Below are 13022 nucleotides of genomic sequence, written 5' to 3'. Positions count from 1 at the left end.
GATAGAGTTTACGGGTACCTATATGGGGCATCTCCAAACGGAGACCCTGTACTATCTCTACAACTTCGGTAGCTTTTTGGCGACTCCTGTCTATACTCCAATGCTGACGGTAATATTTTTGCCTGCTTATCCCGAGCAGTCGGCAGATCCCGCTGATACTTACGGATTTTTCTTCTTTGTATTGGAGGACTGTTCGGGAAAGGAGTTTTTTCGGATATCGATGTGATATTCCTGTTCTGCGATATCTATCATCATATCAAAGAATTCGGCTTTTATATCCTTTAATTCGAGTTCCTTCTCCAGGCGGGCGTTCTTGTGCTCCAACAACTTTATTTTCTGCTCCAATTCAAGCAGTTGCTGTTCCTTACTCTTTTCCACGGGACAATGAGATTTGTTTGACACGTCAAAGTTACCATATTTTTCAATCCAACGTTTTAATGTATGGCTTCCTTGTATGCCATATTTACGCTGAATAGTCTCCATACTTAGCCGGCTTGTTTCATACTCTTGAACTACTGATAATTTAAAGGACATGCTGTAATCCTTTTGTGTACGTCTAATGTACTTGGTTTCTGACTTTTTCATTTCGTTACTTAATTTGGTGTAACGCTATTTTAGGACTAGACATAATAAAGAATAGGGGGGCTGTCTGCTAATGTAGACAGTCCTTTTTATTTTTAGCCTATTTTAGGCGAATAAGCCATCGATACTGATTCGACGAAAGGAATTCTAAACCAAAACGTACTTCCTTTACCCAACTCGGATTCCACGCCAATCTCGCCATGAAGATGTTCGATGATTGTTTGGTTGATTTAAATCTTATGATAAACTTCACCAAACGGTACTCTGCATCGGTCTCCCCATATTCCTTTATTTCCGTCACGTATTCCGCAGGAGATAACCATGTTTATTTCTGCGCCGTGAGGTAATTTCAGTACTCTTTTGAGCCGGCGGCTGTCCAGGCCTTCTAAGGGGCAGGTGTCATATCCTTCGTTTGCCATTGCAATCATAAATGTCTGGGCTGCGAGTGCACAGGATTTATGGGCAACCACGCGTATGTCATTCTCGGAAACTTCAAGCATCATCGGACGGAAAATGCTGATGAGGTTTGCCAGTAGTTTTCTGAACAGCCCCAAAAGGCCAAAGAACCGGGCATATATAAATGGCATCAATATTCCATAGTATAATTCCCGGTCTTTGACGCGTTTGGCCTGACGTTCACCTGGGCTATTGCGCTGAATGTTTTCCCGCTCAAAGTCGAGAACGAATTTTGCCCGTTTGCGGAATAAATCGCGCCGGACAATAAACACAACTATTTGTGAGGCGGTAGAAGTTGCTTTCTGGTCGAGGCAGGCATGCGAAACTTTAGCCAACAGTTCTGGTTGAGTGATGTGGTAAAACTCCCACAACTGCATATTCGAACTGTTGGGCGCCAATGTTGCCAATTCCAAGCAATGTTTTACTCTTTCCGTGTCTACGGGCTTTTCTTTATCATACGCCCGGACAGAGCGCCGGTAATGGAGAATTTCGTCTAAATTCATATTTTTACTAGTTTGATTAAATAACTTTTGCTTTATAGTTATATAGAATTAGAACACTCCTGCAAGTTGATTGTATCTTAATCAACTCAACTTTTAACATAATATGAGGTGAACCTCTAATTTTGATTGCTAAGATAACTAGTACCTTCTTTTTTAGTTGTGTAGCATTTCTGGATTTGTGGTTATTTCTGAAGTGGATCGATATTTATCCCTGCTTTCCTTGCCTGAGAATGCTGAAAAGGGCGTTTGATGAGATAGAGTTTACCATCCTTGATGAATTTCGCTCCGGTTTGCTTAAACCAGAACGAGATACCTGCCTTTGCACATATATCATGAAGCTCCATCACCCAGTCGAAGTTGCAGGGACGGACATCGTAGCCTGATTCGCCACCTGCGACAACCTGTTCTACCCATTCGCCGATCTGGAATGGGGCAAGGTTTATCCGCTCCAGCAGCGGTTCGCAAATGATAACTTTATGTTTGATAGGGGAAGTGCGGTAAATCGGCAGGCGATAATCGGCACGGGATTGATTTTCTACGGTGCAGCAGATAGTTACATTATCATATCCATCGCCCCAATCCAAGGGCAAACATTGGGCGAGGCGGTCGATCCGCTTTGTAATCATCATAAAATGCAGGTCGCTTCGTTGCCGTATCATTTCCCATGCGTTGTGACGCCACGGGTCGGCATCTTCTACAAAGAAATCAGAAGTAAAACAGGTATAAACCAGTGTTCCGGGCGGGATTTTATATTCTCCATTACGCTTCCGGCGGATGGGTACGTCAAAACTTTTGGTTTGTGTTACTATAGAACTGTCCACATCCCGTTTGGCATCGCCACGGTAGACATAACAATATTTGCAGCCTTCACTTAACTTGTGACAGCCGTGCCACGGGTTCCAAAGAGCGGATTTCTTGACGATACCATTGGTGGGCATAGCAGTTGGTTGTTTTTCTTAAATTTGGTTAGGTGCGAGTTTTTGTGCTTTTCTATCGAACCTTTGCAAAAATAGCAAATCTATTATTATAATTCAAGTTTCATCTGTGTACAATGATGAATGTATTGCTGTGCTTGTGCGTGTATCACTTGGCAGAAGATAGTAGCTTGTTTCGTGTTGATATGGGTTGCCAATAATATGCTGGGCAAGGGATTTGTATTATTGCATCATCAATTTGATATTCCGGCTATAGATGCCATGGTACATCTTGAATCCGCACATGCTGTTCAACTCACTGAATACGTTGCGGTCGTTGGTTCGCGAAGCACCCGGCAGGGCGCAAGATTATATACAAGAACTTTCCCGGGTGCTATATGAAGATAATTTAGTGTTTGATATAGCAGTGGATGCCGGAAGCGAAATGCGCCGGTTGCCTCCCATGTCGGTTCAGTTGTTAATAGAAAATGCGGTTAAGCATAATGAAATAAGCAACCGCCATCCACTTACGATCCGTATTAAAGCGGAAGGAGACAGGTTGGAAGTCTCAAATTTGTTGCAACCTAAACTGACGGTCAGTGCCGGTATGGGTATCGGACTGGTGAATCTGGCTAAACGATACAAACTCCTGTTTAAAGAGGATATTGGGATTAAGGAAGAAAATCATATATTTAGTGTAATCATACCATTGATATGAAAGCAATTATTATAGAAGACGAAAAAGCAGCCGTACGCAACCTGATGGTTTTATTGTTGGAGATTGCCCCGCAAACCGAAATTATAGCCACATTGGACAGTATTGTTGAGAGTATCGACTGGTTTCGTACCCATCCGTTTCCAGAGCTTGTGTTTATGGATATTCATCTGGCGGACGGTTCGGCTTTTGAAATCTTTGAACATGTGGAAATAACTTGCCCGGTCATATTCACCACGGCTTATGATGAATATGCTCTCCGTGCTTTTAAGGTGAACAGTATCGATTATTTGCTGAAACCGATCGACGAGAATGATATCCGCAAGGCTTTGGAAAAATTTGACAGGTTGCATGCAGAACCCAATACAAAGGAAACGGATTACAATAGCCTTATCCGGGCATTAAGAAAAGAAGAGAGCTACCGTACACATTTTCTGCTTTTGCACAAACATTGGATGAATTGGGTGAATGTCTTAATCCTCTACGGTTTTTCCGCGTAAACAGGCAATTTATTATTTCCCGCATGGCTGTAAAAGATATAGACCTATGGTTTAACAGCCGTTTGTCTGTCAATCTGAAAGTGCCTGCTCCCGAAAAGATACTGGTAAGCAAAGCCCGCGTTTCGGAGTTTAAGGAATGGTTTACTTCCTGATATTATATTTTTTTCTTGAGTGTAAAGAAAAATGTGACACCTTTTCCCAGGCTGCTTTTGGCCGAGATTTGCCCTTTATGGAAGTTGACGCCATTCTTTACAATGGATAAGCCTAGTCCGGTTCCGCCTACTTTACGGCTTCGCCCTTTGTCTACCCGGTAAAAACGTTCGAAAATACGGTTGATATGTTCTTCAGCTATGCCGGTGCCATTGTCGGAGAAACTGAAGTAATAATACTTAGGATCTTCCTTATAGCAGTTTACTGTAATATGAACTTCTTCACCGGCATAAGCGATTGCATTATCGTACAGATTGCGGAATATGGAATAAAGCAGTGAATAGTTGCCGTATATGGTTGGATTATCCGGTAAGATGGCTTCGGCTGTAATTTTCTTTTCTTCCATTTCTTTGGAGCATTCTTTCTGTATTTCCGCTATTAATTTGGGTATATTTACTTCCGATAAGTCAAACATACCTGCAGCTTCATCCAAACGGTTTAATACGGATATATCGCGGAGTAATCCGGTTAGCCGGGTACTTTGTGAATAACAACGTTCCAAAAAGAATTGGCGTTTGTCGGGCATTAAATCCGGATTGCTTATAATAGTTTCCAAATATCCTTGAATGCTGCTGACCGGTGTTTTCAGTTCGTGCGCTACGTTTTGTGTTAGCTGGCGTTTCATACGGCTTTCTTCTTCCTGTCGCGAAATATCGTTAACAGATAATTCGTAACTGTTATCGAGGAACAGGATGCATTCAATTAGAAATATTTTTCCGTTTTTGTCGACGGTAACAGATTGGCGGAGTACTTTATTTTTTCGGTTTTGCAGGTTGATTGTCTTGGTAAGGAAAGTGCGGATTGGCTCCATTTCCGGAATATCCAGGACATCTTCTGCCTGGTGTATCTGTGTATCGGATATGATGTTCAGGAATTGGATAAAAAGGATATTGGACAGTATTTCCTTTCCATCGGCAGTGAACATGGCAAAACCTTCCTTGGAGTATTGGAAATGCTTGATAATCTTATCCCGTTCCATCGAAAGCTCGTCTTTGGCCTTCTGCTGGCGATGATAAAGTGTAACGATATTTTGTGAAATGTCACCTAATTCGTCATTCGGAAAAGTATAGTCTGTTTCGGGTATCTGCCCTTTTTGGATGTTTAAAGCAAAGTCGCGTAGTTTTGAAATAGTCCGGCCAATATTGAATGTGAAACGTGAAAGGACAAAGAAGAAGATCAATATCATTAAGACTGCAAAGTAGATAAAGTCTTTATTGATGGAAAGGATTCCTTTTACGTATGGATCGTAAGGCAGGGCGGTACGGAAAATATATCCGCCTATATTGTTGGCCGAATAGAAATAACGTTTACCGGTAGAACGCGACGAACGGATGGCAAATCCTTCGTTGTATAAACGGGCTTTGCGTACTTCGCTGCGATCGTTATGGTTGCTGAATTCTTCTGTTCCGCTGTTGTCAAACAGTACTTTGCCGGAAGGGTCGATAACGGTTACCCGGAGCTCTTTATGGGGAATATCTTCAATGAATTGTCTGACAGCAAGATTGATATTATCAGCTTGCTGGTTTTTGCGAAATAATTGGTAGTTGTAATTGCTTAACACATTATTCAGCTTCTCCTGTGCAAATTCACGTTCCCGCTGATATTGGAACAATAGGAAGCAAACAGAGAACCCCAGGAACATAGAGAAAATAGACCAGAACAGCCGTTGGCTAAATGGGACCCGGTTTCTTTTTTCTTCTTCAATCTTGACCATATTTGCCTTCTGTTAAAATTCGAAACAGTAACCGAAACCTAAGCGGGTTACGATATTCTTTCCATATATGCCTATCTTCTTTCTCAGACGCGTAATGTTAACGTCTATAGTACGGTCTAACACATACACTTCGTCTTTCCAGATACGCGACAGAATTTCTTCTCTTGAAAAGACATTCCCTTTATTTTCTAACAGTAGCTTTAGTATCTCGAATTCCTTTTTGGTAAGAGCTACTTCTACGCCATCCACGGTAGCTTTAATGCGTTTGGTGTCCATAACCAATGTTCCGTAAACCAAAAGGTCGCTTTCTTTGGTTTGCTCTTTATCTGCTGTCCGCCTTAATACGGCTTTGACACGTGCTGTAACCTGGCGGATAGAGAATGGTTTGGATATGTAATCGTCGGCTCCCAGGTTAAATCCGGTAAGCATGTCGTTTTCCGTATCTTTGGCAGTTAGGAAGATAATGGGAATGTTTGCTGTGCTTTCATTTTTACGTAATATGCTTGCCAGTTTGAAGCCGGATATTTCTCCCATCATTACATCAAGCAGTAGTAACTGGTAAACGGATAAATCCATCTTTAAAGCCTCTTCGGCACTGAAAGCAGTATCTACTTCATAACCTTCTGTTTCAAGATTAAACTTGAGGATTTCACATAAATCTTCTTCATCATCTACTACAAGGATCCGGGTTGTTGCCATACTCTTTATTCTTTTTACAAATATAATTCTTTTTGACAAAGGACGATGTTTCTTATTTCGGCTAAGTGAAATATATATTACAATTATGTGAAGATAGACATTATTTTCAAAGTCTGTTTTCACAAATGATTGAAATATAGTTGATTACTGTAAACGGCGTAAGTGGCGCAAAAATACGGAATATTATCAGTTTTCTAATATTTTACTTTGTGTTTTACAAATGTTTTCATTAGCTGCCGGATGCGTGTGTCATACGGGATGTTGGCGGTTGGGCTATTGGAGTATTATCAGGTGGCTTACTGCTTGGTATTGGGTATGTAACTAGATTGCTCATGAAAAGAAAAAAATAGCCATTTAGAAGTTACTATGAAGCTCTTGTCATTTTATTACTTTAAAGCCAAGTTTCTTAACCTCGTAAACTAAATTCCCAACCTCAAACATTATAATATCTTTTCCTTTATACTACCTATATCTTTGTTCCTGTAAGCTTACAGAGATAGTTAATTTATAGGTGAGTTCCGAAAAACCTTAGATAGAGTAGGAAAATTAGTATTTAATATTATGGCAGCAGAAGAAAAAATTCCAATAGGTGGCGTTTTAGTTACGCCTGGAAAATGTCCGAAATTCACAATGGATGGTAGAAATTATCACTTTACACTACATCAAGAGAAAAAACATGTTACATTGGAGAAGCCTAATGGAAAAGATGAAGCTCATTATTTTTTTCGTACAGACCCGTCTACAAGTGGACCAGGATATGTAGTAACAGGTTATAAAGAACCTGGAAATCATGATCTTGATGAACTTAAAAATGTAAGCAAATATGTTAAGGAGAATTATACAGAAATCTTAAAAAAAGCGTTCCGTGGTAAAAAATAAATGAGACAATCGCCTAGAGCAGTAATATTCTAGGCGATTGTTTTATGATGTCTTGTTCAATATCGCAGGGTCATCTGATCTTTTTTTCAAAAAATCATTGTTAATTATGTAAGGAACAGTTTACTGAATTCTTTTTCGAAGTTCGGTGTGAAAACCTGTTTTCCTAAATTGGCTTTTATCTCTTCCAACGGCCAGAAACGGCCACCGTCTAATTCTTCCTTATCAGGAGTAATTATTCCGTTGTATGTTGTGCGGAAGGTATTCACCAGTTCTTTTTCTATCGCAGATTCGAATACATAGCTGGTAATGAATTCCGGAGTGAACTCTATTATGCCTAATTCTTCACGCACTTCACGGCGCAAGGCTTCTTCAACCGTTTCTCCGTAATCGATATGCCCGCCCACTGCAGTGTCCCATTTGCCCGGCTGGATATCTTTTGCCATGGAGCGTTTCTGCAAGTATAAATCTCCATTGTCGTTAAATATATGGAGGTGGATGACCGGATGTAATTGTTTGCTTCCGCTGTGGCACTCCTGCCGGGTTGCTTTTCCTATTGTTTCACCTGTTTCGTTTACAAGTGGGAACCATTCTGTTTTCATTCCTGTATAATTTGTGATACAAAAGTTGTTATTTCCCAAGCCCCTTTATAACTTCTGCCAATTCTTCATCCGATAATCCTTCACCATATGTTGTGTAATCCAGACGGAAGGTGCAGCCGTTCTTATATTCTGAACAACCATAGGCCGTTTTTCCACGTAGGATGGAGCCTTTTTTGCAGATGGGGCAGACGGGTTTCTTTGTACGGGGTTTCCGAGGTTTCCTTTCTTTGCCCTTTTCTTTTTTTTCTTCTTCAACCGGTACTTGCTCGATAGTGATAGTACGGTTGCTTTGATCGGAGAGGACGTTGTTGACAATTTGTCCGACAAGTTGCTTTAGTTCTTCCAGAAAAGTGCGTGCTTCGTAGGTGCCTTTTTCAATCAGGCGAAGTTTCTTTTCCCAAAGCCCGGTAAGCTCGGCGCTTTTCAGAAGTTCTTCGTTTATGGTGCCTATCAGTTCTACACCCGTTGCCGTAGGAAATAAGTTCTTCCGTTCTTTCCGTATATAATTGCGTTTGAACAGCGTCTCAATAATAGCCGCACGGGTAGAAGGACGACCAATGCCGTTTTCTTTCAGGGCATCGCGCAATTCATCGTTATCTACCAGTTTACCTGCTGTTTCCATAGCACGCAGCAGGGTTGCTTCCGTATATGGTTTGGGTGGCTGTGTCCATTTCTCTCCTAAAGTTGGCTTATGAGGGCCGCTTTCGCCAACTTTAAATTCGGGAAGTACGCCTTCTTCTTCTGACGGTTCCGCATCCGGGTCTTTTTGCTCGGCACCGAATACTACGCGCCATCCGGGTTTTAGTATTTGCTTTCCGGTTACCTTGAACTCTACTTTTCCTACTTTTCCTAATACGGTAGTTGTTGAGATGTCACAATCCGGATAAAAAGCGGCAATGAAACGGCGTATTACCAAATCGTATACTTTTCGTTCATTATCTGTCAGGTTTCTTGCCTGTACGCCTGTCGGGATTATGGCATGGTGGTCGGTAACTTTGGTATTGTCGAATACTTTTTTACTTTTCGGAATCTTGGCTGAGAGCACAGGGGCTGTCAGTTCTGCATAATCGGCCAGCCCTTTAAGCGTATTGGGCACTTTGGGATAGATGTCTTCACTCAGGAAAGTTGTATCTACACGGGGATAGGTGGTTACCTTCTTTTCGTATAATGATTGTATCAGCTTTAATGTCTCGTCGGCCGTAAAAGCAAATTTCTTGTTGCATTCTACCTGCAAAGATGTTAGGTCGAACAACCGGGGAGCATATTCTTTTCCTTTCTTTTCGGATGCATTTGTGACGGTAAAGTCTTCTTGTTGTACAATCTCGAGGAATGCTTCTCCTTCTTCTTTCTTTGTGAATTTTCCTTTGGTTGCAGAAAAGGTGGTATTCCGGTAAACGGTCTTCAGCTCCCAATAGGGTTCCGGTTTGAAGTTCTCTATTTCTGCCTGCCGGTTGACTATGAGTGCCAGTGTGGGTGTTTGTACGCGCCCGATGGAGAGTACCTGTTTGTTCTGGCCGTAACGCAACGTGTATAAACGGGTGGCATTCATGCCTAGCAGCCAGTCTCCTATAGCCCGGGATAATCCGGCTTCGTATAGTTTGTTGAAATCTGTTTGTTCCTTTAATCCCCGGAAACCTTCACGAATGGCTTCTTCTGTCAATGATGAAATCCACAAACGGTAAACCGGGCATTTGCAGCCGGCTTTTTGCATTACCCAACGCTGGATAAGTTCCCCTTCTTGTCCGGCATCACCACAGTTTATTACCATTTCGGCATTCTGCATCAGGCCTTCTATTGTCTTGAATTGTTGTTCATAAGTAGGATTATTTATCAGCTTGATGCCAAAGCGGGGAGGTATCATCGGGAGGGAACCGAGGCTCCACCGTTTCCAGTTGTCAGTGTATTCGTGCGGTTCCTTAAGGGTACACAAATGGCCGAATGTCCAGGTTACCTGATAACCGTTACCTTCGATATACCCGTTCATTCGTTGGGTTGCACCGAGGACTTCGGCAATTTCGCGAGCCACACTGGGCTTTTCGGCAATACATACTTTCATCAGCTCCGTTCCTTTTCTGAATTGTGAGGCAAAGGTATATCATCCCGATCATTTTTTCAAATCATCGGGAAGATTTACAAAAAACATCGGGATGATTTTAATTGCCTTCTTTTGGTCTTTCTCATAATTTGGTTTAGTTTTGTATGATGTAAAATATATATCATGAACAACAAACTAATAGTATTAGTTGCTGCATCCGCTTATTCCTTGTCGGCAGTAGCTTCAAATTATACAAATATCATACTTATAAACCTGGATGATGCAGGCTATGGCGATTTCTCTTTCAATGGTGCTTATGGCTATAGTACTCCTAATATAGACCGGATGGCCGCCCAGGGGATTCGTTTCACGCACTTTTTGGCAGGGCAACCTATCAGCGGTGCTTCGAGAGCCGGTTTGATGACAGGATGTTATCCCAACCGTATAGGTTTTGCCGGTGCTCCCGGCCCCGATTCCAATTATGGTATTCATCAGGACGAGATGACAATGGGAGAGTTGTTGAAACAAAAAGGATATAGCACGGCTGTATTTGGCAAATGGCATTTGGGAAGCCAGGAACAATTTCTCCCTTTGCAAAATGGCTTTGACGAATACTACGGGCTTCCGTATTCTAACGATATGTGGCCATTCCACCCGCAACAAGGCGAGATATTCAATTTTCCCGATTTGCCTACATACGATGGAAATAAAGTGATAGGGTATAATACTGACCAAAGCCGGTTTACCACCGATTATACCACCCGGTCGGTTAACTTTATAAAGAAGAATAAAAACAAGCCTTTCTTTTTGTACCTGGCACATTCCATGCCTCATGTCCCTTTGGCAGTATCGGATAAATTCAAAGGTAAAAGCCAACAGGGATTGTATGGGGATGTGATGATGGAGATAGACTGGAGCGTGGGAGAGGTGATGAAGACAATACGCGAACTTGGGCTAGAAGACAATACGCTGGTTATATTAACTTCAGATAACGGCCCTTGGGCAAACTATGGCAATCACGCCGGTTCGACAGGAGGGCTGAGAGAAGCAAAAGCTACTACGTTTGACGGAGGCAACCGTATTCCTTGTATCATGTACTGGAAAGGACATACGCAACCGGGGACTATCTGCAATAAGCTTTCTTCAAACATAGATCTTTTCCCCACTTTTGCAGAAATAAGCGGTGCTCCGCTCCCTGCACGCAAGATTGATGGTGTAAGCATTTTGTCGCTTATAGAAGGGAAAACGGAGGCCAATCCTCGCGAATCATTCGTTTATTATTACAACAAGAATGACTTGGAGGCCGTAACAGACGGTATGTTTAAGATTGTGTTTCCTCATAAATATGTTACATACGGGGCTTATGTGCCGGGTAATGATGGGCAGCCGGGCAAATTGACAAATCTTGAATTGCAAAAAGCTGAGATGTATGACCTTCGCCGTGACCCGGGAGAGCGCTATGATGTGATTACCCAATACCCTGAAGAAGCAGCCAGTCTGATGAAGATTGCAGATAAAATGCGCCGGGAATTGGGTGATAACCTCACGCGCGTAAAAGGGACAGAGAAAAGAGAACCAGGATTAATAACCGGTAAGGCAAGACACGATTTATGAAACCTTCTATATTGACATTGGGATTAACTGTTTGCTACCTTTCGGGTAGCTGCCAGTTATTGTTGGCTACAGATAAGGCAAAGACAGATGATCGTCCGAATATTCTGTTTATCCTTTCGGACGACCACACATCGCAATCGTGGGGAATTTATGGCGGCGTATTGGCCGATTATGTAAAGAACGAAAATATTCGCCGTCTGGCCGCCGAAGGTTGTGTGCTGGATAATTGTTTTTGCACCAACTCAATATCGGTACCTAGCCGTGCAACAATTCTAACAGGGGCTTATAGCCATGTGAATGGAGTACGTTCACTGGATGATGCCTTGTCGCCCGAATCGGATAATATAGCCAGGCAGATGCAAAACGGAGGTTATCAGACAGCTATTATAGGTAAATGGCATCTGAAAAAACGTCCCTCGGGTTTTGATTACTTTTATGTTTTTCACGATCAGGGCGATTATGTTGATCCGGTATTCAAATCGGCCGATAATTGGGTAGATGATTCGGAAGGAAAGCGTGGTGATGTGGTAAAGGGCTTTTCTACGGATATTGTTACAGACCGCACGATCGAATGGATAAAGAACCGGCAGAAAGATAAGCCGTTTATGATGTGTTGCCATTTTAAAGCTACGCATGAACCTTGGGATTTTCCGGAACGCATGAAGCATTTGTATGATGATGTCGTATTTCCGGAGCCGGCTAGTCTGATGGAGTTCGGGCAAGAAAAATCCGGGCGTGTATTTCCCGGCCAGCAACTTGAAAATCTGGCGTGGAGATGGGAAACAGCCTCAAAAGATCCTGATAGCTGGTGGTGTCGTTACCCGGAACTACCTTTCTCTGTTCAGGGTATGGAAAAGGAGGCTTCCCGTAAAAAGATTTACCAGAAAATGATTAAAGACTATCTTCGTTGCGGAGCTACGATTGATGATAATATAGGCCGTTTGTTGAAAACTTTGGATGAAGAAGGCCTGGCAAAGAACACAATTGTAATATATGTCTCCGATCAGGGGTATTTTTTGGGTGAACACGGATTTTTTGATAAACGTATGATGTATGAAGAATCTTTGCGCATGCCGTTTGTCATCCGTTATCCGAAAGAAATTCCGGCCGGAACACGCAATAAAGATATTATCCTGAACGTGGATTTTGCATCTCTCTTGGCAGATTACGCAGGTATAAAAACTCCGGATCATTCGCAGGGATGTAGTTTTCGTTCAAACTTGAAAGGTAATACCCCGGCCGATTGGAGAGACAAGATGTATTATCGTTACTGGATGCACCATTCCATTCGTCCGGCACACATGGGAATAAGGAATGAACGTTATAAGTTAATGTTTCTGTATGGCGATCGCTTGAATACAACAGGATCGGAAGATGCTCCGACCGCTCCTGTTTGGGAATTTCATGATTTACAGACCGACCCGTATGAAGATCATAATATGTATAATGATCCTGAATACGCGGATATAATTAAAGAAATGAAACGGGAACTTCTTGAATTGCGCAAACAATATAAAGATACGGATCAGGAAACCCCACGGATGCAGGAAATTATAAATACCTGTTATTGGTAAATGTGATGTTGACAATTATTAAATCATA

Annotated in this window: 10 protein-coding genes and 2 pseudogenes; 5 read left to right on the top strand and 7 right to left on the bottom strand. The window is 42.1% G+C overall.

Annotated elements, in window-relative coordinates:
- Positions 1 to 159: 159 nt before the first annotated feature.
- The 3 genes from CTY47_RS17465 to CTY47_RS14050 form a co-directional block, all read right to left on the bottom strand.
- Entirely contained in the window at positions 160 to 585 is a 426-nt protein-coding gene (locus tag CTY47_RS17465) for a hypothetical protein (RefSeq protein WP_233202200.1), read from the bottom strand.
- A gap of 227 nt (positions 586 to 812) precedes the next feature.
- A complete protein-coding gene (locus CTY47_RS14055) occupies positions 813 to 1541 on the bottom strand; it encodes a nitroreductase family protein (protein ID WP_099465412.1) in 729 nt (242 codons plus the stop codon).
- A gap of 182 nt (positions 1542 to 1723) precedes the next feature.
- Complete coding sequence (locus CTY47_RS14050; protein WP_099465411.1) at positions 1724 to 2479, bottom strand: DUF5131 family protein; 756 nt, start codon at positions 2477 to 2479, stop codon at positions 1724 to 1726.
- A gap of 144 nt (positions 2480 to 2623) precedes the next feature.
- Between CTY47_RS14050 and CTY47_RS14045 the strand changes: the two are divergent.
- Both CTY47_RS14045 and CTY47_RS14040 read left to right on the top strand, forming a co-directional pair.
- Positions 2624 to 3173, top strand: a pseudogene (locus CTY47_RS14045) (histidine kinase); the annotation flags it as partial.
- Positions 3170 to 3822 (top strand): annotated as a pseudogene (locus CTY47_RS14040) (LytR/AlgR family response regulator transcription factor). The pseudogenes CTY47_RS14045 and CTY47_RS14040, both read left to right, overlap by 4 nt.
- Before the next feature lie 2 nt (positions 3823 to 3824).
- On the opposite strand, the gene CTY47_RS14035 reads toward CTY47_RS14040, so the two are convergent.
- Both CTY47_RS14035 and CTY47_RS14030 read right to left on the bottom strand, forming a co-directional pair.
- On the bottom strand, positions 3825 to 5594 hold the full coding sequence (locus CTY47_RS14035) for a sensor histidine kinase (protein ID WP_099465410.1): 1770 nt from the start codon (positions 5592 to 5594) through the stop codon (positions 3825 to 3827).
- Between the two features lie 12 nt (positions 5595 to 5606).
- A complete protein-coding gene (locus CTY47_RS14030) occupies positions 5607 to 6293 on the bottom strand; it encodes a response regulator transcription factor (RefSeq protein WP_099465409.1) in 687 nt (228 codons plus the stop codon).
- Positions 6294 to 6854: 561 nt separating this feature from the next.
- On the opposite strand from CTY47_RS14030, the gene CTY47_RS14025 reads away from it, so the two are divergent.
- Positions 6855 to 7172, top strand: coding sequence for a hypothetical protein (locus CTY47_RS14025; RefSeq protein ID WP_099465408.1), 318 nt, complete (start codon positions 6855 to 6857; stop codon positions 7170 to 7172).
- A 104-nt stretch (positions 7173 to 7276) separates the two neighbouring features.
- Here the strand turns inward: CTY47_RS14025 and CTY47_RS14020 are convergent, their stop codons facing one another.
- Both CTY47_RS14020 and CTY47_RS14015 read right to left on the bottom strand, forming a co-directional pair.
- Positions 7277 to 7771, bottom strand: coding sequence for an NUDIX hydrolase (locus CTY47_RS14020; protein ID WP_099465407.1), 495 nt, complete (start codon positions 7769 to 7771; stop codon positions 7277 to 7279).
- Positions 7772 to 7799: 28 nt separating this feature from the next.
- Entirely contained in the window at positions 7800 to 9827 is a 2028-nt protein-coding gene (locus CTY47_RS14015) for a DNA topoisomerase 3 (protein ID WP_099465406.1), read from the bottom strand.
- 162 nt (positions 9828 to 9989) lie between these two features.
- Between CTY47_RS14015 and CTY47_RS14010 the strand changes: the two genes are divergently transcribed.
- Complete coding sequence (locus CTY47_RS14010) at positions 9990 to 11420, top strand: sulfatase family protein (RefSeq protein ID WP_099465405.1); 1431 nt, start codon at positions 9990 to 9992, stop codon at positions 11418 to 11420.
- On the top strand, positions 11417 to 12994 hold the full coding sequence (locus CTY47_RS14005; protein WP_099465404.1) for a sulfatase family protein: 1578 nt from the start codon (positions 11417 to 11419) through the stop codon (positions 12992 to 12994). Before CTY47_RS14010 ends, CTY47_RS14005 begins: the two co-directional genes overlap by 4 nt.
- Positions 12995 to 13022: the final 28 nt, after the last annotated feature.

Source organism: Parabacteroides provencensis (assembly GCF_900232875.1).
GTDB classification, from domain to species: domain Bacteria; phylum Bacteroidota; class Bacteroidia; order Bacteroidales; family Tannerellaceae; genus Parabacteroides; species Parabacteroides chinchillae.
Note: the sequence above shows the minus strand (reverse complement) of the source record. Positions and strands in the feature narration are given on the sequence as shown.